Annotated in this window: 21 protein-coding genes; 10 read left to right on the top strand and 11 right to left on the bottom strand. The window is 53.8% G+C overall.

Going from position 1 to position 22,416, the window contains the following annotated elements; genetic code table 11:
* Nucleotides 1-848: 848 nt before the first annotated feature.
* Nucleotides 849-1,940, bottom strand: a complete 1,092-nt coding sequence (gene ychF / locus SIB80_RS09855) for a redox-regulated ATPase YchF (protein WP_063420027.1) — start codon at nucleotides 1,938-1,940, stop codon at nucleotides 849-851.
* Between the two features lie 154 nt (nucleotides 1,941-2,094).
* On the opposite strand from ychF, the gene SIB80_RS09860 reads away from it, so the two are divergent.
* From SIB80_RS09860 to cysS, 4 genes are all read left to right on the top strand, one after another.
* Nucleotides 2,095-3,273 (top strand): efflux RND transporter periplasmic adaptor subunit, encoded by a 1,179-nt coding sequence (locus SIB80_RS09860; protein ID WP_205909542.1) that lies wholly within the window; start codon nucleotides 2,095-2,097, stop codon nucleotides 3,271-3,273.
* Between the two features lie 24 nt (nucleotides 3,274-3,297).
* Nucleotides 3,298-6,258, top strand: coding sequence for a DNA polymerase I (gene polA / locus SIB80_RS09865; RefSeq protein ID WP_063419880.1), 2,961 nt, complete (start codon nucleotides 3,298-3,300; stop codon nucleotides 6,256-6,258).
* A 379-nt stretch (nucleotides 6,259-6,637) separates the two neighbouring features.
* A complete protein-coding gene (locus SIB80_RS09870; RefSeq protein ID WP_063419879.1) occupies nucleotides 6,638-7,297 on the top strand; it encodes a Coq4 family protein in 660 nt (219 codons plus the stop codon).
* 70 nt (nucleotides 7,298-7,367) lie between these two features.
* On the top strand, nucleotides 7,368-8,867 hold the full coding sequence (gene cysS, locus SIB80_RS09875) for a cysteine--tRNA ligase (RefSeq protein WP_236066070.1): 1,500 nt from the start codon (nucleotides 7,368-7,370) through the stop codon (nucleotides 8,865-8,867).
* A 157-nt stretch (nucleotides 8,868-9,024) separates the two neighbouring features.
* Here the strand turns inward: cysS and SIB80_RS09880 are convergent, their stop codons facing one another.
* Nucleotides 9,025-10,356, bottom strand: coding sequence for a sodium-dependent transporter (locus SIB80_RS09880; RefSeq protein WP_063419877.1), 1,332 nt, complete (start codon nucleotides 10,354-10,356; stop codon nucleotides 9,025-9,027).
* Nucleotides 10,357-10,434: 78 nt separating this feature from the next.
* Here SIB80_RS09880 and SIB80_RS09885 point away from each other — a divergent pair, with 78 nt between their 5' ends.
* Together SIB80_RS09885 and SIB80_RS09890 are read left to right on the top strand one after the other, a co-directional pair.
* The gene (locus tag SIB80_RS09885; protein WP_063419876.1) at nucleotides 10,435-11,688 is read left to right on the top strand and encodes a 1-deoxy-D-xylulose-5-phosphate reductoisomerase; all 1,254 of its coding nucleotides are present in this window, start codon (nucleotides 10,435-10,437) and stop codon (nucleotides 11,686-11,688) included.
* Nucleotides 11,685-12,032 (top strand): (2Fe-2S) ferredoxin domain-containing protein, encoded by a 348-nt coding sequence (locus SIB80_RS09890; RefSeq protein WP_063419875.1) that lies wholly within the window; start codon nucleotides 11,685-11,687, stop codon nucleotides 12,030-12,032. Before SIB80_RS09885 ends, SIB80_RS09890 begins: the two co-directional genes overlap by 4 nt.
* A gap of 8 nt (nucleotides 12,033-12,040) precedes the next feature.
* Here the strand turns inward: SIB80_RS09890 and SIB80_RS09895 are convergent, their stop codons facing one another.
* Genes SIB80_RS09895 through SIB80_RS09910 form a run of 4 tightly spaced genes read right to left on the bottom strand, consistent with a single transcriptional unit; the run spans nucleotide 12,041 to nucleotide 16,020 of the window.
* Nucleotides 12,041-13,153 (bottom strand): alpha/beta fold hydrolase, encoded by a 1,113-nt coding sequence (locus SIB80_RS09895; protein ID WP_169189917.1) that lies wholly within the window; start codon nucleotides 13,151-13,153, stop codon nucleotides 12,041-12,043.
* Nucleotides 13,134-14,573, bottom strand: coding sequence for an NAD(P)(+) transhydrogenase (Re/Si-specific) subunit beta (locus tag SIB80_RS09900; protein WP_063419873.1), 1,440 nt, complete (start codon nucleotides 14,571-14,573; stop codon nucleotides 13,134-13,136). The genes SIB80_RS09895 and SIB80_RS09900 overlap by 20 nt, the downstream gene beginning before the upstream one ends.
* Nucleotides 14,573-14,878: an NAD(P) transhydrogenase subunit alpha gene (locus SIB80_RS09905; protein ID WP_063419872.1), complete on the bottom strand. Its 306-nt coding sequence runs from the start codon at nucleotides 14,876-14,878 to the stop codon at nucleotides 14,573-14,575. The genes SIB80_RS09900 and SIB80_RS09905 overlap by 1 nt, the downstream gene beginning before the upstream one ends.
* Entirely contained in the window at nucleotides 14,878-16,020 is a 1,143-nt protein-coding gene (locus SIB80_RS09910; protein WP_205909549.1) for a Re/Si-specific NAD(P)(+) transhydrogenase subunit alpha, read from the bottom strand. The genes SIB80_RS09905 and SIB80_RS09910 overlap by 1 nt, the downstream gene beginning before the upstream one ends.
* A 126-nt stretch (nucleotides 16,021-16,146) precedes the next feature.
* Here SIB80_RS09910 and SIB80_RS09915 point away from each other — a divergent pair, with 126 nt between their 5' ends.
* Nucleotides 16,147-16,725 (top strand): hypothetical protein, encoded by a 579-nt coding sequence (locus SIB80_RS09915; protein WP_011825519.1) that lies wholly within the window; start codon nucleotides 16,147-16,149, stop codon nucleotides 16,723-16,725.
* A gap of 6 nt (nucleotides 16,726-16,731) precedes the next feature.
* On the opposite strand, the gene SIB80_RS09920 is transcribed toward SIB80_RS09915, so the two are convergent.
* Entirely contained in the window at nucleotides 16,732-16,908 is a 177-nt protein-coding gene (locus SIB80_RS09920; RefSeq protein ID WP_236066047.1) for a hypothetical protein, read from the bottom strand.
* Between the two features lie 124 nt (nucleotides 16,909-17,032).
* On the opposite strand from SIB80_RS09920, the gene SIB80_RS09925 reads away from it, so the two are divergent.
* The gene (locus SIB80_RS09925) at nucleotides 17,033-18,454 is read left to right on the top strand and encodes a DEAD/DEAH box helicase (RefSeq protein ID WP_370520951.1); all 1,422 of its coding nucleotides are present in this window, start codon (nucleotides 17,033-17,035) and stop codon (nucleotides 18,452-18,454) included.
* Nucleotides 18,455-18,548: 94 nt separating this feature from the next.
* The gene (locus SIB80_RS09930; protein WP_063420022.1) at nucleotides 18,549-18,797 is read left to right on the top strand and encodes a hypothetical protein; all 249 of its coding nucleotides are present in this window, start codon (nucleotides 18,549-18,551) and stop codon (nucleotides 18,795-18,797) included.
* A gap of 348 nt (nucleotides 18,798-19,145) precedes the next feature.
* Here the strand turns inward: SIB80_RS09930 and infA are convergent, their stop codons facing one another.
* Nucleotides 19,146-19,415 carry a translation initiation factor IF-1 gene (gene infA, locus SIB80_RS09935; protein ID WP_006041809.1) on the bottom strand — a complete coding sequence of 90 codons (270 nt, stop codon included), beginning with the start codon at nucleotides 19,413-19,415 and terminating at the stop codon, nucleotides 19,146-19,148.
* Nucleotides 19,416-19,682: 267 nt separating this feature from the next.
* Between infA and SIB80_RS09940 the strand changes: the two genes are divergently transcribed.
* Nucleotides 19,683-20,294 (top strand): pseudouridine synthase, encoded by a 612-nt coding sequence (locus SIB80_RS09940; protein WP_236066046.1) that lies wholly within the window; start codon nucleotides 19,683-19,685, stop codon nucleotides 20,292-20,294.
* Here the strand turns inward: SIB80_RS09940 and SIB80_RS09945 are convergent.
* The 3 genes from SIB80_RS09945 to SIB80_RS09955 form a co-directional block, all read right to left on the bottom strand.
* The gene (locus tag SIB80_RS09945; RefSeq protein WP_063419869.1) at nucleotides 20,263-21,066 is read right to left on the bottom strand and encodes a methyltransferase domain-containing protein; all 804 of its coding nucleotides are present in this window, start codon (nucleotides 21,064-21,066) and stop codon (nucleotides 20,263-20,265) included. The two genes, SIB80_RS09940 and SIB80_RS09945, sit on opposite strands and share 32 nt — an antisense overlap.
* A gap of 81 nt (nucleotides 21,067-21,147) precedes the next feature.
* Entirely contained in the window at nucleotides 21,148-21,363 is a 216-nt protein-coding gene (locus tag SIB80_RS09950; RefSeq protein WP_063419868.1) for a hypothetical protein, read from the bottom strand.
* A 74-nt stretch (nucleotides 21,364-21,437) separates the two neighbouring features.
* Nucleotides 21,438-22,400, bottom strand: coding sequence for an NmrA family NAD(P)-binding protein (locus SIB80_RS09955; RefSeq protein ID WP_063419867.1), 963 nt, complete (start codon nucleotides 22,398-22,400; stop codon nucleotides 21,438-21,440).
* Nucleotides 22,401-22,416: the final 16 nt, after the last annotated feature.

Raw genomic sequence — 22,416 nt, forward strand, 5'->3', positions numbered from 1 at the left:
ACAGGGGCAGGCTCGTCGGCTTAAAGCTCTCAAAACACCCTTTAAAGCAGGGTATTTACATATCTATATCTTATCGCTAAGCTCTCAAATTAATGCATTAAAAGAAGAAAATTTTAAAAATATGCGCGAATTTATATTACTAAGATGTTTTTTTTGGACGCCTTAGCTCATACGATCTCAATCATTCATGGCAGCCTCAATAGCTCCTTGCCAACATTTAACAATGTAAACATAGCCAAGTCTATTGGATTTGAATTCTTCTCACTATTCTTGTAAGAGAGTTTAGAAACTTAAGCCTCTATCATTTCTCTATCTAACTCAATATAGAGGAAGAGGACTAATGAATGCTCAAAAGAGCACTCCGTCCATGCTTGCTCAACCGCTCTCTCAATTTTAGGACTTCCATCAAAGCCTCAAAAGGCTTGGACTGCACAAGTCTAAATCAAGCAAAAATCCCACGGCCTCCAAAGGCTTAGGTGCAAACACCTAGGCGCCGCTTGATATGGGCCGTAATTGGAAGAATTTATTTCAAAGCCCTACCTAGTCTCTTGAAAGAGCTATTCCATAGATACTGGCATTTGGCGGATGGCGACAAGCTCATCACATTCAACAAACTGGCAAGAAGCCTTTATTGGTGCTCTTACCACCTGTTCAAGTCTTTTAAATTACCGTTTACCAGGTAGATCATCTATGCGAGTTCAGCTTAGTGAATTCAGAACTCAAGGTGAACTGAATAGAAATTAGATTGACTTGATCAATCAACAAACAAAGTGTTTTGCTTACCTTGAGGCCTATTGTTTGGTTTGCTATTTTGGTCAAATAGAAAGTATGCCCCAGAAGAATAAAAACTAGACGTTAAAGAGAAACTCCATAACATCACCCTCCCCTACGACGTAGTCCTTACCTTCACTACGCAGCCAGCCCTTGTTGCGTGCTTCAGCAAAGGAACCGGCCTCAAGCAGCTTCTGGTAAGCAATGGTTTGAGCACGTATGAAACCACGCTCGAAGTCAGTATGGATCACACCAGCTGTCTGCGGCGCCGTCATGCCGGCCTTAAACGTCCAAGCACGGGTTTCCTTCTCCCCTGTGGTGAAGTAGGTACGAAGACCTAGAAGCCGATAGGTCGCCTTGATCAAACTCTTCAACCCTCCCTCACTCACTCCGAGGCCTTCAAGGTAATCAATACTCTCTGCTTCGCCGAGTTCAATTAACTCAGCCTCCACCTGGGCTGAAATACGCACGCATTCAGCATCCTCACGCGTCGCCAAGGTCGTCACCTCCTCACAGTAGGCATTGCCGTCGGCAAGATCATCTTCGCTCACATTGGTGGCGTAAATGATTGGCTTAGCCGTTAGCAGGCCAAGCGGTTTAATCATCTTTGCTTCTTCATCACTGAGCTCTACAGCACGAGCAGCACCACCTTGCTCAAGCACAGATTGAATCCGCTCAAGCGCAGCATCTTCGAGCTGGGCGTCATTGCTTGTGCGCGTCTGTTTTTTCAAGCGCAAGCGCCGTTTCTCGATCTGACTGAGATCTGCAAAGCCGAGTTCAAGGTTGATGACCTCAGCATCCCTAGAAGGGCCAACTGATCCAGAGACATGGATCACATCCTCGTCTTCAAAGCAACGCACTACATGCACGATGGCGTCAACCTCGCGAATATTGGCAAGAAATTTGTTGCCCAACCCCTCTCCCTCACTAGCCCCCTTGACCAAACCAGCGATATCAACAAACTCCATGCGCGTTGGAATCAGCTCCTTGCTCTTACTTAGATCGCAAAGCAGCTGCAACCGCTCATCAGGTACCGCAACGCTGCCCACATTCGGTTCAATGGTGCAGAAGGGAAAATTGGCAGCTTGAGCCTGCGCGTTGGCCACAAGTGCATTGAAAAGCGTGGACTTACCCACATTGGGTAGTCCAACAATTCCGGCTTTAAGCATGGGGGCAAATCTAGCTGTGCCCATGCCAGAAACCATTGAAACAGCAATATGGCACTGTACAACAACGCTATAGACGCTTAGCAGTCACGTAATCGTGCCATGCTGCAGTCAGGCTCGCTGACCAGCGAGACTGCGTCACATCGTTGGTGGGTTGATGGCCAGTACAAAGGCCTCGCCCATATCGGCACATCAGGAGCAGGGATTGGTCCATCTCACACAACTCAAAGGTGCTAAACGCCGCCGCAAACTCTGGATAGGCCTCAGTGCAGCTGTCGTGCTGATCACTGCAGGCAGCGTGGTGTGGAGGTTCAGCCCCCAGCAGCGCTTGGGTCGCGATCTCAGCGACTACACCGTAGAAACCGAGAGGGGCTCCCTTCCCGGGATCGTAAGCGCCAATGGCGAATTGCAGGCGAAGCGGAGCGTGAATGTCAGTCCCAAAAAAGCAGGTTTGCTGGAAGAGCTCTATGTCGATCAAGGCGACGAGGTCAAAAAGGGGCAGGTACTGGCTCGCATGGATAGTGGCGACTACAACGACCGCTTAGATGAAGCGAAGGCCCTTGAAAGAAAAGAGCAAGCTGAATACCAAACGAGAAAAGCAGACCATGAGCGGCGCGACAACCTCTACCAACAAGGAGCCATCTCAGCCGACGACGCGAGCAAATATCGCCGCCTCTACCTGACCAGCCGCGCCAACCTTGCCGCAGCCCAAGAGCGTGTTCAACAACGCATTACTGAAGGGAGCGAACTTCTTATCAGAGCACCCTTCAGTGGTGTGATCACAGCCCGTTATGCGGAGCCAGGAGCCTTTGTGACCCCAACAACAGCAGCCTCTGCAACTGCCGGCGCCAGCAGCTCCTCCCTTGTTGAGCTCTCAGAAGGAATGGAGGTGAACGCCAAAGTTCCCGAAAGCGACATCGGCCGCATCCGCATCGGCCAAAATGCCAGCGTGCGTGTGGATGCCTTCCCAGAACAACGTTTTATGGCCCGCGTCAGCGAAATCGCTCCCAGGGCAGCAAAAACTGAGAATGTCATCTCTTTCGCAGTCAAGCTCAACCTGATCAAGCGTTCCCCCCAACTGCTGATAGGCATGTCCACAGACGTGGATTTTGAAACGGGAAAAACTGCACCCAGCACGTTGGTTCCCACCGTGGCGATTGTGACTGAAAAGGGCAAACCTGGGGTGCTTCTGGTGGGCAAAAAAAATCAACCAAGCTTTCAAGCGGTGGAACTAGGCACCAGTAGTGGCAGCAAAACAGCCATCCTGAGCGGGCTCAATCCCGGCACGCGCATCTTTATCGATCTGCCCCCTTGGGCCAAACCAAAACGCGACTGATCCAAACCCACATCAATTCGCCCCATGCCTGAGGCTGCCAACAAGCCACTGTTGCTACTGGTGGATGGCCACTCGCTGGCCTTCCGCAGCTTTTATGCCTTCAGCAAAGGAGGCGAAGGTGGATTGGCCACAAAAGACGGTACCCCCACCAGCGTTACCTATGGCTTCCTTAAAGCCCTACTGGACAACTGCAAAAGTCTTAGCCCTCAAGGCATTGTGATCGCCTTTGATACAGCTGAGCCAACCTTCCGCCATCAAGCAGATGTCAACTACAAGGCCAATCGTGATGTTGCACCAGACATCTTTTTCCAGGACCTGAAACAACTGCAAGAGATCCTTGAAAACAATCTGCAACTACCCCTTTGCCTTGCCCCTGGCTATGAAGCCGATGATGTGCTCGGCACCCTCGCCAACCAAGCAAGCAGAGATGGTTGGGGGGTCCGCATCCTCTCCGGCGACCGTGACCTCTTTCAGCTGGTCGACGATCAGCGCGACATTGCCGTGCTCTATATGGGTGGTGGACCCTACGCCAAAAGTAGTGGTCCCAGCCTGATCAATGAGGCTGGAGTGCTCAGCAAACTTGGCGTCATCCCCAACAAGGTGGTTGAGCTCAAGGCCCTCACTGGCGACAGCTCCGACAACATCCCCGGGGTCAAAGGTGTGGGTCCTAAAACAGCCATCACTCTTCTTAAGGAGAATGGCGATCTCGATGGCATCTACAACGCGCTGGCTGAAGTGGAAGCAGAAGGCGAGAAAGCCAGCCGCGGTGCCATTAAAGGAGCACTCAAAAGCAAGCTCAGCAACGATCGTGACAACGCCTATCTATCGCTCCATCTTGCAGAGATCCTGGTCGATATTCCCCTACCGAAAGAGCCACGTCTAGAGCTAAGCAGCGTTGACAACGTTGGCCTCACTGACCGCCTGAGCGCCCTTGAACTCAACAGCCTGGTGCGCCAAGTGCCAAGTTTCGTGGCCACCTTCTCCAGCGGGGGATTTAAAGCCAATCGCCACGAACTTGAACCATCCAAATCGGCGACAAGCCCAGCAGTTCCTGAATCTTCAACAGAACCAGAGAGTTCAAACGACAACGAACAACCGGCGCTACAACCTCAACTGATTACCAATCCAGAAGAGCTGCAAGAGCTTGTTAAACGGCTGATGGGCTACCGAGATCGCCTCAAGCCAGTGGCCCTCGACACTGAAACAACCGCCCTCAATCCCTTTTGCGCCGAACTGGTGGGCTTAGGCGTCTGTTGGGGTGAGGGGCTGCAAGACCTGGCCTACATCCCGATCGGACACCATCCGCCTGCAGAACTACTGGAGGCAGAGGCTGCCTGCCAACTCCCCCTAGAGGCTGTGCTCAAAGCGATAGCCCCTTGGTTGGCGAGTAAAGACCACCCCAAAGCACTGCAGAACGCCAAATACGACAGGCTCATCCTGTTGCGCCATGGACTCGCCCTCGAGGGGGTCGTGATGGACACGTTGCTGGCCGACTACCTCCGTGATGCAGCAGCCAAACACGGCCTGGATGTGATGGCAGAGCGTGAATTCAAGATCACGCCAACCGGCTTCAGCGAGCTGGTTGGCAAGGGCCAAACCTTTGCTGATGTAGCGATCCCAACGGCCAGCCTCTACTGCGGCATGGACGTGCATCTCACCCGGCGACTTGCCATACGACTCAGAGCACAACTTGAGAACATGGGAGCCAAGCTCCTCCCCCTACTGGAGCAAGTTGAGCAACCCCTAGAACCGGTTTTGGCGCTAATGGAAGCCACCGGGATCCGCATCGACCTGCCCTATTTACAGACACTTTCCGTTGAACTGGGTGAGACCTTGGAGCGTCTGGAAGAACAAGCCCGAGAAGCAGCCGGAGTGGACTTCAATCTGGCCTCCCCCAAGCAATTGGGAGAACTGCTATTCGAAACACTTGGGCTGAATCGCAAAAAATCTAGGCGCACCAAAACGGGCTGGAGCACCGATGCCAACGTGCTGGAAAAACTCGAAGCTGATCATCCCGTGGTGCCGTTGGTGCTTGAGCACAGGATCCTGAGCAAATTACGCAGCACCTACGTGGATGCCTTGCCGCAGCTGGTGGAATCAGAGACGGGCAGGGTGCACACCGATTTCAACCAAGCGGTTACGGCCACAGGCCGGCTGAGCAGTAGCAACCCCAACCTGCAAAACATCCCCATCCGCACCGAATTCAGCCGGCGTATCCGCAAGGCTTTTCTTCCCCAGGAGAACTGGCAACTACTAAGTGCTGACTACTCCCAGATCGAATTGCGCATCCTCACCCACCTCTCTGGAGAGGAGGTTTTGCAAGAGGCCTTCCGCAATGGCGATGACGTGCACGCTCTCACCGCAAGGCTGCTGCTGGACAAAGCTGAAGTCAGCTCTGATGAACGTCGACTCGGCAAAACAATCAACTTCGGCGTGATTTATGGCATGGGCGCCCAACGCTTTGCACGCTCAACCGGCGTCAGCCAAGCAGAGGCCAAAGACTTCCTTAGCCGTTACAAACAGCGCTACGCGAAGGTGTTTACCTTCCTGGAATTGCAAGAGCGGCTTGCCCTCAGCAAAGGCTATGTAGAAACCCTGTTAGGGCGGCGGCGGCCCTTCCATTTCGATCGCAACGGATTAGGCCGATTGCTGGGCAAAGATCCAATTGACATTGATCTCGACGTAGCCCGGCGGGGTGGCATGGAAGCCCAACAACTTAGGGCGGCAGCCAATGCACCAATTCAAGGATCCAGTGCCGACATCATCAAAGTGGCGATGGTGCAGTTACAAGAAAAACTGACGGCAGCAGATCTACCGGCACGCCTACTGCTGCAGGTGCACGACGAACTGGTGTTGGAAGTAGACCCCACCGCACTTGAAGATGTTCAGCAGTTGGTGATGCAAACGATGGAAAAGGCTGTTGAACTGAGCGTGCCACTCGTGGTGGAAACAGGCATTGGCGATAACTGGATGGACGCGAAATAACAACCTCAACAGACAAAAGAACTAGACGGCAGTTGACCTCCAGAACAAGGCCAAGCAAACACTTGTTTCAATCAATTCAGAGCATGCCTTTAAGCAATAAAAAGGCCCGCTAAGAGAGCCTTACAAGAGATCTAAATCTGTGGATCTAAATTGATGGTTCATCCAAACAATAGAAGTGCAAGCCTGAGAGAGAAAGTCTTGGATACTACAAGCCAAAAAGGCAGCCCAGCAATAGTTTTAGAGTTGACTAGATATTCTTAAATTGAACGAATAATAGATTTATTGAAACCAACGCTTCCATTGCCCTCATCCCATGTATCTGGAGAGAACTAGCCATATTCTCTGAGTCAATAAAACCCTCCACAAGGCAATCCTGCTGATGAATCTCAACCTGCGTAAACGACTGCAAAACCTAAAACTTGTAGCCTGTCTGGCCAACTTTTTAAAAGATCCTGGCCTGGACAGCGTGTTTGCAGTTGCAGGCAACCTTAAAAACAGCCCCCTGGCCGAGAAGATGGAAAGCCACCTGATGGCGAATGCACGCTTTCAGGAGATGGTGAAGGAGGATTGGCGGCCAAAACCGATAGACCTCAACGATCTGCAGAAGCTTCCGCAAGGAAGCCTTGACCGCAGCTACGCCGATCAACTCCTCAGCCAAGGCATCGATCCAAATGGGCTGATTGATCCAACACCTGTGACTTCCCCCAAGGAGTTCATCGTGCATCGCCTCAAGGAAACGCACGACATCGTTCACGTGCTAACAGGCTTCGGCATCGATGGGGTCAGTGAGCTTGGCCTGCAAGGGTTCAACCTTGCTCAGAACCATTCACCCCTGGCCGTGATGTTGATCTTTGGCGGCATGCTCAACGCACTGCAAGACGATGAGCCGCTTGGCCCGCTGCTTCAGGCTCTAAGCCAAGGCTTCCAGATGGGACTGGATGCTGACTTAGTTATTGCTCACAAACTTGAAGAAGGCTGGGAGCGGCCACTTGTGCAATGGCGCGAAGAACTAAGGCTGCCTCACTCCAACGCGAGCTAAGAATCAGCCCGAGCCGAACGCAGGTTCAGAACGCGTGGCCCTAGCCTCAAAGCAAGCTCCAGCCCTGCCAGTGTCCCTGCGGCTCACAAACACCCTCACCCGCCGCACGGAACCCTTCACTCCGCTCAAGGACGGGCACGTCAGCATTTACTGCTGCGGCGTCACGGTCTACGACCTCTGCCATCTCGGCCATGCCCGCAGCTACATCGCCTGGGATGTGCTGCGTCGCTATTTGATCTGGCGTGGTTACACAGTCACCTTCGTGCAGAACTTCACTGATATCGACGACAAAATCCTCAGGCGTGCCGCTGAAAAGAAATGCTCCATGCAGGAGATCAGCGAGCAAAACATCGAAGCCTTCCATCAAGACATGGATTCCCTAGGCATCCTGCGGCCCGATCGCATGCCCCGTGCCACCCAATGCCTAGATGGGATACGCAGCTTGATCGGAGAATTGGAAGCTAGTGGGGCTGCCTACTCTGTCGATGGCGATGTCTACTTCGCCGTAATGAAACATCACGGCTATGGCAAGCTCAGTGGTCGTGAACTCAATGAGCAGCAGCAAAACGCCGATGGTCGTGTAGCCGATACCGAAGAGGCGCGCAAACAACACTCCTTTGATTTTGCACTATGGAAGGGAGCTAAAACCGGAGAGCCAAGCTTTCCCTCACCATGGGGAGCGGGGCGCCCTGGCTGGCATATCGAGTGTTCCGCCATGGTGCGTGAGGAATTGGGCGAAACAATCGACATCCACCTGGGGGGAGCTGACCTGATCTTCCCTCATCACGAAAACGAGATCGCTCAATCTGAGGCAGCTACGGGCAAGCAGCTTGCTCGCTATTGGCTACACAACGGCATGGTGAATGTCGGCGGTCAGAAAATGAGCAAGTCACTCGGCAACTTCACCACGATCAGAGCACTGCTAGAGAGCGGCGTCTCCCCAATGACGCTACGCCTGTTCATTCTGCAGGCCCATTACCGCAAACCGCTCGACTTCACAGCCGATGCCATCAACGCTGCAGCCACCGGATGGAAAGGTCTTAATGCAGCCCTTGGCCTCGGGAACATCTATGCCGAGACCCTGAACTGGTCTGAATGCAAGCCTCTACCACAAGAAGTCATTCAACCCGCCCATTCCTCCAGTCTGGAGCAATGCAGCGAAATACGGCAACACTTCATCGATGCACTTGACAATGACCTCAACAGCTCAGGGGCTATCGCAGTGCTATTCGATCTTGCCCGCCCCCTGCGTGCGCTAGCGAACCGCTTGGAGCGTGGTGACACAAAGGCAATTCAAGAAACAGCGCAGCTGAACTTGCTCCCACGTTGGCAACTGCTAGTGGAGCTAGCCAATGTGCTCGGGCTTGAGGCAGAAAAAGCCGCGCAATCAGCACCCGGTGACAACAACAGGGTTGATGAAAACCATATTCAACTCGCCATTGCCGCACGCCAAGAAGCCAAAGCTGCCCGTGATTTCGCCAAAGCCGATCGCATCCGCGACGAGCTGCGCGCCCAAGGCATCGAACTGATCGATAAGCCAGGTGGCCTCACAGACTGGATCAGTAGTTAATCACCTTGCGCGGAACGTTCTGCTTTTCAACCATCAGCGCCTCGATGCGCGACTTCGGCTTCGCCAGCTCTAGGGATACAAACGATTCAGCTAAATCGATAATGCCCACCTCTGCTTGAGAGAACTGGGTCCATGAGCCCCAAACGTGAACGCTTGATCAGGTCCCAGTCCATGTCTGCAGCAGATCCACGACGCTAACGATCAAACCAAAGGCCACAACAGGTGGTGACACCCAACGCAGCATGAACAGCAACAAGCGACTTAACCCAAATGGTGTCTCACAACCAGCGAGATCCTCCTTGAAACGACTGGGCACCACCCAACCCAACAAAAGAGCCAGCAGTAGTCCGCCAAGAATTAACAACAGATTCAGCAGAGAATCCATCATGCCGAGAACATCCGTTGATGTAGCCGCCGGCAGACCGAGCACAAAAATTACGGCTACAGAGAGCCATACCGCCCTAATACGACTACAACCAAAGCGATCAATCAGGCATGCAACTGGCACCTCAAGCAAAGACACCGCAGAGGTGATCGCAGCGATGTAAGCCAGAGCGAAAAAAAGCACAGCCACCACACGGCCAGTCTCCCCAAGAGAAGCCAACCCTGTAGGGATAGAAATGAATAAAGCTCCAACGGTGGAATCGCTTATCACATCCTTGAGAGCAAATGTCATCACCACTGGGAAGGTGATCATCCCTGCCAGCAAACCCACGGCTGTATCCATGCTCACCACTGCCACCGCTTCGCGAGGCAGGTGATTGCGGCGGTCCAAATAGGCGGCATAGGCAAGGATGCAGCCAATACCAGTGCCAATGGAAAAGAAGGCTTGGTTAAAGGCGTTGCGCACCGTCGTGGTATTGAACAACTGATCAGCGTCCCAGCGGAACAGAAAGGTGTGATACCCCTGCAAGGCTCCATCGAGAGTGGACGCCCAACACGCCAGTGCAATCAGCAACAAAAAAAGCAAAGGCAGCCCCCAGCGAGAGAGGCGCTCAATACCACCACGAACACCGGCTGCCACAACCAAAGCAGTAAGCACCAAGCTGACCATCTGGCCCCATAAGGCGTTACTTCCCTTGCTCACGACACCGAAAAAGCTCTCCGCCTCCGTCATGTTCGCCGGCAACCCCACCAACAGGGCATGAAACAGGGTGTGACCTGTCCAACCCATCAACACGGCATAAAAAGCCAAAATTCCGCAAGGGGCAATCACAAACAGCCAGCCCATCGGTTGCCAGCGGGCCCCAGCTGCTGCAACCGGTGCCAGCAGAGGGCTTTTGCCCGTACTGCGGCCAAGCACCATCTCAGCAATCAACACCGGCAGGCAAACCACCAACACAATCACGACATAGAGAAACAGAAACGCCGCTCCACCCCCCTGAGAGGATCGATAGGCGAAACCCCAGAGATTGCCCAGCCCCACTGCACTGCCTGCAGCGGCAAGCACAAAGCCCACGCCCGATCGCCAATGTTCCCGAACTGCCATGGCTGGACCTCCTTGTTAAGACAAGCTTGCCAGTGTCTGGCCATCTAGTGGGAGACTGGCTTCAACTGCCGGAACAGTGTGAAAGCCATCAGCCTGCTGGGCTCCACAGGTTCGATCGGTACTCAAACCCTTGAGATTGCCGAAGAATTCCCTGAGCAATTCAGGGTGGTGGCACTCACGGCCGGCACGAACGTCTCTCTTGTCGTGGAGCAGATCCAACGACACCATCCCGAGGTTGTAGCGCTCGCCGACGCGTCGCTGCTGCCACAACTGAAGCAGCAACTCAACGCACTGCCTAGCGAGCAACAACCACCTCACTTACCTCAGTTGTTAGCTGGTCCAGAAGGGCTCAATGTGGCTGCCTCATGGGATAGCGCTGATCTCGTGGTCAGCGGCATCGTCGGCTGTGCTGGGCTACTGCCAACACTGGCAGCAATCAAAGCCGGCAAGGATCTTGCCCTCGCCAACAAAGAGACCCTGATCGCGGCCGCACCTGTCGTACTGCCGGAGTTGAAACGCAGCGGCAGTCGACTGCTTCCAGCAGATTCCGAACACTCGGCCATTTTCCAGTGTCTGCAAGGAACACCCTGGGCTGAGAACGCCCGCCTATCAACAGGAGTTCCTACCCCTGGGCTGCGCCACATCCAGCTCACAGCATCTGGAGGTGCCTTCCGCGACTGGTCAGCAAAAGATCTCGAGAAAGCCACCATTGCCGATGCAACCAGCCACCCCAACTGGAGCATGGGACGCAAAATCACAGTGGATTCAGCCACCTTGATGAATAAAGGGCTAGAGGTCATCGAAGCCCATTACCTCTTTGGCATCGACTACGACCAAATCGAGATCGTGATCCACCCTCAAAGCATCATCCACTCGATGATCGAACTGGCTGATTCCTCCGTGCTGGCGCAGCTCGGCTGGCCAGATATGAAACTACCTATCCTCTACTGCCTGAGTTGGCCGGAGCGGCTCGAAACACCTTGGCGGCGCCTGAATCTCGCCGAAGTAGGCGAACTCACATTCCGCGCCCCTGATACCAAAAAATACCCCTGCATGGAACTTGCCTACGCCGCAGGACGGGCCGGCGGAACAATGCCAGCCGTTCTCAATGCTGCCAATGAAGAAGCAGTAGCCCAGTTCCTTGAAGAGCGCATCCATTTTCTTGACATCCCGGAAGTGATCGAGGCTGCCTGTGAGCGCCACAAGCCCGACCTGCAGACACAACCCAAGCTTGATGACGTGCTTGCCGTCGATGCATGGGCACGCAAGGCCGTACAAGAGCAGGTGAAACGGGGCACCCGTCGCCTACCACTGCCAGCCCTGACAGCATGAATTTCAAGGTGAGTCATCACCTACTTCTTTGCGCAACAGCCAACAAGGCGGCCTGTTGTAGTGCAGATGTCGGCAACGCCAGCTGGACCAATCTCAAAAAACTAATCAAACAGCTTGATCTCGAAAACATTGATCGCCCAGAAGGTGTGGTTCTGCGTAGCAAGGTTGACTGTCTTCGCATCTGCAACGACGGACCAATCCTGCTGATCTGGCCAGACGGGATCTGGTATGGCGGTGTGACACCAGAACGAATCGAATCAATCGTGAGAGAGCATGTGCTTGGAGGCCAGCCAATCGAAGCCTGGATCATCCGGCGGACACCTCAGCAGCAGAGATATCCATGAGTTTTTAGTCAAGCGCCAAACTTTGACAGCCAGCGGGCGACCACCTGATCCCCCCAGCAGCCTCCGATTGCATGGAAACCATTGTGGCCGCCGTGGGGGGTCAACAACACTTGGATTCGCTGCTCACTGGATGGAGACATGTTCGCTGCCAACTGTTGAGCGGCTTCTGCTGGCACCCAGGGATCATCTAGCGCTTGCAGGAGCAGTGTCGGCGGCAGGCGGCTGGGGTTCTCAAGCAAGGTGATCAAAGGTGAGGCGCCAGCGTAGTAAGCATCAACATCGCCATAACCCCAGCGCGGTGCTGTGATGACAGCATCAAACTCTCGAATGGTTGCTGGCGGGCTCTGACCCTTCTCCCCATTGAGCACTTCCCTTTCCTGGACAGTCACGCCGAAGGGGTCCGCCAAGGTTTGACGAATCAATCGCTGCAACAACCAACGCTGATAAACCCTATTGCGGGGTCGCTCGATGGAGGCACTGCAAGCCGCTAAATCAAGGGGACTACTGGTACAAACCAATCCATCCAAAACCGCTTGGCCAGGCGCGTGCACATGGCTTGGCTCAAGACAGGCATTGAGAAGCATCGTGCCCCCCAGGGAAATACCTGCCCCCAGCAGAGGAACTGTGCCTCTCGAAGCAAAACCCTCACGCCCAAGCTGATCACAGAGCTGCCGGGCCCGTAACAACACCGGGCCAAGATCGCTATTGCACTGAGCGGCATAGGTCCCTGCTGAGAGATGCCGCCCAGGGTCTGCACCACGCAAATTCAAGCGCAGCACGGCAAAACCAGCCGTCTGAAGAGCGCAGGCCATGCGTCGTAGACCTTCGCGTCGACTAGAGCCCCCCAATCCATGCAGCAGCAAAACCAAGCCACGCGCCTGGCGGGTGTTTTGAGGACGATCAAACAAAGCCAACAACTGACCAGAACCCGCCATACCGCTCGGCAAGGCTGGTACTTCAATTTCAATCTCTTCGCCTCGATCACTTGGCAAGCGCACAGGTCTCAGGGTGTCCCTGAGGGTCTGCAAATCACCGCCCAGCCAAGGCAATCTCTGTCTAAAAGAAGACATCCCGAGCTGCTGAAGCAGCTCGGGATGGGGTTCACCCCTTCTTCCCAACACCGAGCTCCTTTAGTTCAACCAAAAGATCACCCAACACCTTCTTGGCATCACCAAACACCATGGAAGTATTGGCAAGTTCAAACAGATCATTCTTAATCCCTGAGTAGCCCGCACTCATGCCCCGCTTCACCACAAACACCGTTCGAGCTTCCTGCACATCCAACACAGGCATGCCATAGAGAGGTGAACTTGTATCAGTCTTGGCCTGAGGATTCACAACGTCATTCGCCCCTAGCACCAGCACCACGTCAGTGGCTGGGAACTCAGGATTAATAACATCCATCTCCTTGAGCTGCTCATAGGGCACATCGGCTTCTGCCAGCAGAACATTCATATGACCTGGCATCCGTCCAGCAACCGGATGGATGGCATAGGTGACCTCAATTCCAGCTGCCTCCAAAGCACGGGTGACTTCCCTCAGCGTGTGCTGGGCCTGCGCTACCGCCAGGCCGTAACCGGGAACGATCACAACACGCTCTGCCGCCTCAAGGGTGAGCGCACACTCCTCTGCGCTGCAACTGGTGATGTTTTTATATTCGCCACCGCCGCCAGAAGCAGCGCTTGCTCCTAACGCTCCACCAAACAACACGGATACCAACGAGCGATTCATGCCGTTACACATCACCTGAGTGAGGATCAGACCAGCAGCTCCAACCATGGCGCCAGCCACAATCAGCAACTGACTGCCGACAACGAAACCTGCCGCCGCCGCCGCAACACCTGAATAACTGTTCAAAAGTGAGATCACCACTGGCATATCGGCGCCACCAATCGGTAGCGTTACACCGATTCCCAACAGACCGGACCCAATCACCAGCAACCACAGCGCACTGACGTTGTCGCCATGGCGACCAAGCTCGATGGCCGCCACTAAAGACATCACAGCAAGCGCAATGTTCACGGCATGCCGAACCTTGCTCTGCATCCAAGGCGGTGTTGACAGCCAGCCCTGCAGCTTTGCCATCGCCACGATTGAGCCTGTGAAGGTGATCGAGCCAACAAAAACAGACACCACAATCGAGATGTCTTCAACCACTGCGCTGCCTGCTTCGCCAGCACCAGCGGCTCTCGGGAAGATTGCAACGCCGAGAGCCACCAACAACGACGACATGCCTCCGCAGCCGTTAAACAAAGCGACGGTCTCGGGCATGGAAGTCATCGGCACACGCTGCGCTGTGATCGCACCGAGACATCCACCGACCAACGTGCCGAAGATGATCCAAATCCAGGCTTCAGCAGCGATGCCGCTGGTGCCGAGATAGTTCACGATCAAGCCCACCACGGCAAGTGCCATGGCAAGAGCGGCAATGCGATTGGCCTCACGGGCAGAGCGCACCTTCGAAAGGCCCTTGATCCCAAGGGCAAGGAGTAAAACCGCGACCAGATCAATCGCGAACTTGAGGATCTCAGCAATATTCATCAGTGATTGTCCTTGCGGCGAGCGGACTTGCGGCTGAACATGGCCAGCATCCGATCGGTAACGAGAAATCCGCCAATTACGTTGAACAAGGCGAAACCAAGAGCCACAGCACCCATCGCCAGCAGAGGGACATTGTCACCGGCCTTGATGATCAGGGTGAGCGCGGCCAACATCGTGATCCCCGAGATCGCATTGGCACCACTCATCAAAGGCGTATGCAAAGTGGGAGGCACCTTGCCGATCAATTCAAGGCCAAGCAAGCTGCCAAGCAGCAGCACCCAAAGGGCCTCACTCAAGAACGACATCAGTTGGACCCTCCCGTGTTGAACACATCGTGATGACGAATCTCACCGTTGTGACTGATCAGGCATCCGGCAATTAACTCATCCTCAATGTTCAGAGTGAGCTGACCGTCCTTTAAAATGGGCTGCAACAGAGCGACCAAATTGCGAGAGTAAAGAGCACTGGCGTGATTGGGAACACTGCAAGGGAGATCGGAGGCACCGATCAACTTCACGCCATTGCGATCGACTGTTTCACCAGGACGAGTATTCGCACAATTTCCACCCTGTTCAACGGCAAGATCGACCACCACAGCACCTGGGCGCATGCGATCGAGCATGAGATCACTGATTAATCGTGGAGCTTTTCGACCAGGCACCTGAGCAGTACAGATCACCACATCGGCTTCCGCTAACTGATTGGAGAGCTGCTCACGCTGAGCCGTCAAAAAAGCCTCAGAAGCCTGCTTGGCATAGCCACCAGACTCATCTGGCCTCTGATCAATTTCAGGAGGTTCGATAAAGCGTGCCCCAAGTGACTCCACCTGCTCCTTCACGGCAGAGCGGACATCACTGACATAGACCACAGCACCCAGACGCTTTGCTGTAGCAACTGCCTGCAATCCAGCCACACCAGCACCTAATACCACGACCCGCGCTGGCTGCACCGTGCCAGCTGCCGTCATCAACATCGGAAAGTAACGATCAAGGGCAGCAGCAGCCAACAGCACCGCCTTGTAGCCAGCAATATTGGCCTGAGAGGAAAGGGCATCCGCTGACTGTGCCCGGCTAATTCTCGGCAGCAGCTCTAGGGCCATCGCTGAGAGCTTTGCTGTCTTCAGCGATGCTGCTAAAGAACTGTTGGCATAAGGCGCCAACAAACCAACAACAAGGGCCCCAGATCGCATCCTTGCCAAAGCACTAGCAGAAGGAGATTGAACGCATAGGACGACATCGGCCTCGCTCCAGGCCTGTGAATCTCCCGGAGCAACCAGCTCCGCACCAATGGTGTTGAAATCACCATCAACAAAACCTGCGGCAAGGCCGGCGCCACGCTCAATGGCAACCTTGCTTCCCAGAGAAAGAAACTTCTTCACCGTGTCCGGCGAGGCCGCAACACGGGTTTCTCCCATCGCCGATTCCACCGGAATTAAGAGTCTGGGCAAAAGACAGGACTGGTTGAACCAGGCGAGATTACGGGGTCGACCTCCCGGCACCGGGAGCTTTCCTGAAGAAAAGAGTTTTTCAGCTGGCTTTATAGCTAAGAAGGATTGTTAACTCCAACTCCCTCCATGGGCCTAACTGCAATCGAATGTCCGGATGGTGTTTGCCATAGCCATCACGGAGGCCATGCTGTGGAGCGCTCCACAATGCAGAACAACCTCCAGGGACACGGGAGAGAATGGTGTGAACGCCTGGCAGAAAGGATCTACGAGATTTCGGTGGATACCTTCTCCCAGACAGTGATGCCGAGCCTCCATTCCGCAGGATGGCAGCGACGCCATTTGGATTGGGAATTCAAGCTCGACAAACAGGAGTCAGAGCCTGACAAAGCTTTGGTAGACGGCATTATCAACGCCACCGAGAGTTTCCTACGCAGCAGTGAAGTCCACCGACTGTTTATTCAAGAACTGGTTCAGGGAACCTTTGCTGAAGCCGGTTCAGACACCCTGAGGGCATCAGCGGTTCAAAAGCTGATCGAAAACGAATTGCTAACGATGCTCAAGGAGCAAAAGGAGCAATTGCTCGATCGCTTAGCTAGTCAACTCATGGATGAGGCTCAGGGCAACTTCGAGATCGCACACACTGCTGCAAGCGAAGGCCTCAATGAGGTTGAGCACCTACTCGTGAACCACACCGAAGCGCTCTGAACTCAGTCAGATAATTGGTAACAACTCTTGCTCCATCGCCAAGGCCTGAAGCTTCAGGCCTTGGCGATGGAGCAAGCGTGCTCTCAGGATCAGCGGATCAATGTCACATTCATTGAGCCAGCACTGCTCCAAGCTACGGCGTTGCTGAAAAATAAACTGTGATGAATGGCGGCGTTTGGCCATGGTGCCAGGGGGCCGAAAACCCCAGAAGCTCTTGGCTGGAAGCTAAAGATGCCAGCAGCGAAAGAAATGGTTAGAAAGACCTATCTTCTCGTGCAATGCCATCTCCAAGCCTTCCTTTGAACTGCTGGGAGAGTCCTGCCAGCCCAAAATCCGACCCCGCATTTGGCAGCAACAGCTAATTCAGCTGCTGCGTCGCAGACTGTCTCCACAGGCAATCCAAGGGCGAGATGTGCTTGTGCATGCTGGCCCAGGTGCAGGTAAAACCCTCGGCGCCCTCCTCAGCTTCGAGGCCATGCAAAGAGGGGGAGGCTTAACGCGATTCATAGTTTTTTGCCACCGCAACTCGATCCTCAATCAATGGCACCAAGCATCTAAACAACTAGGACTCAACTTGCAGGACTGGGAAGCCTGCCCAGAACAACCCGAGATCCTCAAACAAGCAGACGGCTGGGCAGTGACCTATCAAGGTGCCGGTCTTCAGTTAGAGACCCTGATAGCAGAACTAAAAGACTGGGCCGGTGACGGCTTACTCGCTATTGCCGATGAAGCCCACCACCTCGGGATGAATCCAGATGAACCTCAAGGCCCAGCCTGGGGACGCACCTTTCTTGCTCTCACTGGCAGCAGCAAAATACGGCTTGGTCTGACTGGCACGCCCTTCCGCGCCGACAATCTGGCCTTCTGTGCAGCCCGACGGGTGCGCGTGGAAGCCGAGGGTGCTCTGGTGGAGCAGATCAGCCCAGATCTCTGCGTCGAACCTAGTGAGCTGATTCATGCTGGAGATGTGCGCCCCCTCGAATTCCGCTTCCAGGACGGCTGGGTGGAACACAGCCGTCCTGGACAGCCCGATCGAGATGTCTCCCCCCTCTCTGCTGAAGTGCGTGAAAGCTGGCGAGCACGCAATCTGCGTAGGGCTATTCGGATCTCAGACTCAAGCAGCATTGCCTTGCAACTGTTACTACGGGCACGACGTCAACTTGAGAAGGTACGTCGCCACCATCACGATGCCGCAGGCCTTGTGATCGCTAGAGATATCGAACACGCTGGTGGCATCGCCCAGCTCCTGCAAGAGGAAGGCGATCGTGTCGAGCTGGTGCATTCCCAAGACCGTGATGCCAGTGCTCGCCTGGCAGCCTTCCAAACAAGCAAAGCCGACTGGTTAGTAAGCATCGACATGTGTGCCGAGGGATTCGATGCCCCAAGACTTCGCGTGGTTGCTTATCTCACAACGGTGGTAACGCGCAGCCGATTCATACAGGGAATCACTCGCGCTGTAAGGATCTCCACAGCAAGAGCATCGTTAGAGCCGGTACCTCGTCACCCTTCCTATGTCTTTGCACCTGCAGATCCCTTACTGATGGGCCATGCCCGAAGCTGGTCGAAGACAGAGCCATATCTCATCAGAGACAGCGAAGCGAAAGCAGAGGAAAACACAACGATGGGTCACTGGCGAGGCCCAAGCCTGCCACTCGAAGCAGTCAACGATGGAGCAGGTGCTGTCATCCGACTACGCACACCAAATCTGCCCAGTTTTTTGCAGCGTTGACGACAACTTTTGCGAAAGAAAAATGCGACGTTCTATAAAATCAAACCAAATACAGACCACTGACATGCAATTCTCTGGCCAATGGGGACCAATCATGAACACAGCTATTCGACGACGTATAAGCGTTTCAACGTGTTGGGCATCCGCCAGAATCGCTTTACTAGACAGCAAAGAGAGCTACGAAGACAGTTACGCCATCACCCAAGAATTCCGCGAGTGGATCACATGTCCAGGTGGACATCACGAACTACTTGAGGCCTCAGCCCTTGTGGTGCCGAACCTGCCCAACAAAAGCCATTCCTACGAAAAAACAAGCGACGCAGACGAGGCCCTAGAGATCTAAGCAAATTTAACCAGGGATTTCTGCTGACTTTAAATATTTTACACGCAGAAGTCAAGCCGTCAGAGAACCAATAAAAGCCTCAACTCACGAGAGTAAGATTATCAATTCTCAGAGATTATTACTGGAATTGTTCTCACCAATAATATCATCACCTGGGCTATTTAATTGATCAAGGTAACAACCAATTCTTTAGAACAAAATTGGAATCAAGCAGTAAAGATTTTTCTACCAGCAAGAAACAGTTTGTATCATTATCAAATGAAAGCTGAAGTGGCAAAGCCTAACAAAGCAGCAGTGTCAATCCTTATCAAGGATTCAAGCCCAGCCCATCTATTCTTATGAAGCTGATTAACGTCGTCGTGGGCCACCAGGGCGATTTCCACCCGGGCGCCCCCCTGGGGCTCCAGCATTTCGCTCTCGATAAGTGATTCTGCCTCGAGTGAGGTCATAGGGACTGATCTCCACCAGCACCTTGTCACCAGCGAGCAATTTGATGCGGAACTTAGTGAGCTTGCCGGCGGCACGACATAAACACTGATGACCGGCGGGCTGCTCAAGGGTGACCAGATAGAACCCGTTACCTTGTTCCTTCTCAATCACACCCGAGGTTTCGATCATGCGGTTGTGCCGTGGCTCATTGGTTCAATCGGAGTTTAGGTTGCGGCCCCTGCAAACACGGCAGAGTCAAAAAGTCTCTAGGGCCGATTGTCATTTCGCCACGCTCCATGATGGTCAACCGTTAAGACTCAGGCTTAAACGATGACTCATCTTTATTGAAGCAATCATGCGCTGATGATCCCTACAACGATTTATCTATGCTGATACTGCTCGCGTCTACTGACTGATCAGCTGACCACCCAAGCAGACGACTTCACGACCCTTCTGTTGAACAAGCCCTACGGCTTCCTAAGCCAGTTCACCCCAGAACCAGGCAGCCAGTGGAGGTGCTTAGCAGACTTGATCCCCATACCAAGGGTGTATGCGGCAGGCCGCCTAGATGCTGACAGTGAAGGCCTCTTGGTTCTCACTTCCCATGGGCGCCTGCAGCATCGACTCACCAATCCCCATTTGAGCCACTGGCGGGTTTATTGGGTGCAAGTAGAAGGTTCTCCTAGTGAAAGTCAACTACAAAAACTTGCCTCAGGAGTGATCATTCAGGGAAAGAGAACCCGTCCTGCCCTAGCGAGCTGGCTGAAGGGAAACGCTGCTCCGATCGTGAGAGAGCGTGAACCACCCATCCGTGTGCGGCAAAGCATCCCCACTAGCTGGCTTGAATTGAAGTTAAAAGAAGGGAGAAACAGACAGGTTCGACGGATGACAGCAGCCGTAGGGCTGCCAACCCTTCGCTTGATCCGTCATCGCATCGAGCTTTTGGATGGTGAGCCACCCCTCAGCATTGAAGGGATGGATCCTGGCCAATGGAGGCAGGTCTCATCAAGAGAGACCAACCTCCTGCTGTCCCTCCTCAATCGTCCGGCAACTGACCCACAAGCGTGACGGCGCGAAATTCAATGTCTTCAACCACCTGCCAGGGTTGATCAGAACGATCGGCATAGCTCACCTTCTCAAAGCCCAAAGCACGAAAATCCTGCAGGAAGGCCTCTTCCTGCCAGGCACCACTAATGCAGCCGCTCCAGAGTTCCGGATCCTGCTGAAGAGCAAGGGGTACTGGCTTATCACAGACGATATCGCTAACAGCAAGCCGTCCACCTGGCCGCAAAACCCTGCGAATGTTGGCCAGCAGATTCTGACGATCTGCAGGATTCACCAAATTGAGCACACAGTTGCTCAACACCACATCAATCGACCGATCGGCAATAAGCGGAGCCCCATCAACCTGAGGGGCTTCAAGCGCTTCGATAGCGCCCTCGACAAAGCGCACATTGGCAAAGCCAATCCGCTCCGCGACAACTGGTGCGGCCTGACGAGCCAGGTTGAGCATCTCAACATTGCGATCCACCCCAATCACGGCACCCGCCGAACCGATCAGCTGGGCACAAATGAAAGCGTTCTTTCCACTGCCACTGCCAAGATCAAGCACAGTGTCACCAGGCTTAACCCAGCGAGTTGGGTCACCGCAGCCGTAATCGCGCTCTACAACTTCACGAGGGATGGCCTTAAGCAGGCTGAGGTCGAAAGCCACCGGGGTACACAAACAAGCTTCCTGGGCATGCGCTGCAGCTCCATAGCGCTCCTCTACAGCCTGCGTCTGATCTAACGCATCAGCTCCAGAGCCTGAAGCAGAGGGACTACAGCAGCTACTGCTCATGAAAAAAGCCCTTCAAGCAAGATCAATCCATTGTGGTCGGTAGGGAAAGAATCGATGGCTAAACCTGGATGACCCAAGGCATTAGCCCAAGGCCTCCAACAGCTCATTCACTGTCTGCAACTGGCCGTAGTAGTAATTGGCCCTAGCCCGGCGCTCAGCATCCTCGAGGCCGTCAAAGGCATCGAAGCCAAGGTTGCGCCAAAGCTCATGCCCACAAGCCCGATCGAGCTCCTGAGTAGCCTCAAAAGACAAATTGTCTAGTCGGCGCTGCAGGTTTTTAACTTGAACAACAGACATGCCAGCAGGAGGAAAACAGATACGCGAATAGTACAAATAAACCATCCTCGCGCCAATGTTAGATAGAAAATTCCTTAAAAAGGCAGCTTTTTCCTGCTTTCCTCGTCGAGATCTGCCTCCATCTCACGCAAACGCTTGAGGATCGTGTCGTAGTACTCGGAGATATAACTTTCAAGAGGGGTGGTTTCCGAAGGATCCAAGCCAAAGCAGGAATAGGTGTCATCCATCGGTGCATCCAAAGCAATTCCCCCTCCAGTGACCTCTGCAAAAGCAAGCCTTTCAGCCATATTCACTGACTGTTCAAAGAATGAGACCACTCTCTGGCTCAATCCGATCAGAAAAGGTGACACACGAATCACCTTGGCTGTTTTACTGCTGGACTTTTCGCAAAATTGCACAATTTCTTCGGAGGTCCAAGCCTTTGGACCCACGACAGGAAAGCTGCGGCGGATCGTTTCAGGACGCTCCAAAGCAGCCACAGCAAAACGTGCGACGTCTTGGGTATTCATGTATGCAACTGCTGTAGGCGTTTCACTCACCCAAACCGTCTGGTTTTCAAGAACAGGTATGGCGATTTGACCGATCAACCCCTGCATAAAGGCCACACCCTGCAAAATTGTGTAATCGAATGACGAATCTGCCAACAGCCTCTCGGTGCAGAATTTGATGTCCATCAATGGCACTTTGGGATGCTTCTCAGCTGCCAACAAAGAAAGAAAGACGTAGCGCTTCACTCCTGCTTTCTCACAAGCCCTCAGCAGATTGAGCTTTCCATCCCAATCGGTTGTGTAGACACTCGCAGAATCATCGGGACGGCTGGTGGCCGCATCAATGACAGCATCGATGCCATCAAGAGCGTAATCAATAGTCTCCGGATCAAGCAGATCGCCGCAGGTGAGCTCGCAACCCCACTCCTGCAGGAAAGCCCCTTTACGAGGTTTACGGACCATGCAGCGGACCTGATGGCCAGCATCTATGGCACGACGAGCTATCTGCCGCCCAAGGGTGCCAGTTCCACCAACCACCAGAACCTGCATAGGGCCCTTCAATACA

The organism is Prochlorococcus sp. MIT 1327 (assembly GCF_047304785.1).
In the GTDB taxonomy this organism is placed as follows: Bacteria; Cyanobacteriota; Cyanobacteriia; order PCC-6307; family Cyanobiaceae; genus Prochlorococcus; species Prochlorococcus marinus_D.

What these genes read in the sequence shown, in the direction of transcription:
- SIB80_RS09955 (WP_063419867.1), bottom strand. Translation starts at nt 22,400, where the DNA reads ATGCAGGTTCTGGTGGTTGGTGGAACTGGCACCCTTGGGCGGCAGATA.
- SIB80_RS09890 (WP_063419875.1), top strand. Translation starts at nt 11,685, where the DNA reads ATGAATTTCAAGGTGAGTCATCACCTACTTCTTTGCGCAACAGCCAAC.
- SIB80_RS09905 (WP_063419872.1), bottom strand. Translation starts at nt 14,878, where the DNA reads ATGTCGTTCTTGAGTGAGGCCCTTTGGGTGCTGCTGCTTGGCAGCTTG.
- polA (WP_063419880.1), top strand. Translation starts at nt 3,298, where the DNA reads ATGCCTGAGGCTGCCAACAAGCCACTGTTGCTACTGGTGGATGGCCAC.
- SIB80_RS09915 (WP_011825519.1), top strand. Translation starts at nt 16,147, where the DNA reads ATGGGCCTAACTGCAATCGAATGTCCGGATGGTGTTTGCCATAGCCAT.
- SIB80_RS09945 (WP_063419869.1), bottom strand. Translation starts at nt 21,066, where the DNA reads ATGAGCAGTAGCTGCTGTAGTCCCTCTGCTTCAGGCTCTGGAGCTGAT.
- SIB80_RS09920 (WP_236066047.1), bottom strand. Translation starts at nt 16,908, where the DNA reads ATGGCCAAACGCCGCCATTCATCACAGTTTATTTTTCAGCAACGCCGT.
- infA (WP_006041809.1), bottom strand. Translation starts at nt 19,415, where the DNA reads ATGATCGAAACCTCGGGTGTGATTGAGAAGGAACAAGGTAACGGGTTC.
- SIB80_RS09950 (WP_063419868.1), bottom strand. Translation starts at nt 21,363, where the DNA reads ATGTCTGTTGTTCAAGTTAAAAACCTGCAGCGCCGACTAGACAATTTG.
- SIB80_RS09860 (WP_205909542.1), top strand. Translation starts at nt 2,095, where the DNA reads ATGGCCAGTACAAAGGCCTCGCCCATATCGGCACATCAGGAGCAGGGA.
- SIB80_RS09880 (WP_063419877.1), bottom strand. Translation starts at nt 10,356, where the DNA reads ATGGCAGTTCGGGAACATTGGCGATCGGGCGTGGGCTTTGTGCTTGCC.
- ychF (WP_063420027.1), bottom strand. Translation starts at nt 1,940, where the DNA reads ATGCTTAAAGCCGGAATTGTTGGACTACCCAATGTGGGTAAGTCCACG.
- SIB80_RS09900 (WP_063419873.1), bottom strand. Translation starts at nt 14,573, where the DNA reads ATGAATATTGCTGAGATCCTCAAGTTCGCGATTGATCTGGTCGCGGTT.
- SIB80_RS09930 (WP_063420022.1), top strand. Translation starts at nt 18,549, where the DNA reads ATGAACACAGCTATTCGACGACGTATAAGCGTTTCAACGTGTTGGGCA.
- SIB80_RS09870 (WP_063419879.1), top strand. Translation starts at nt 6,638, where the DNA reads ATGAATCTCAACCTGCGTAAACGACTGCAAAACCTAAAACTTGTAGCC.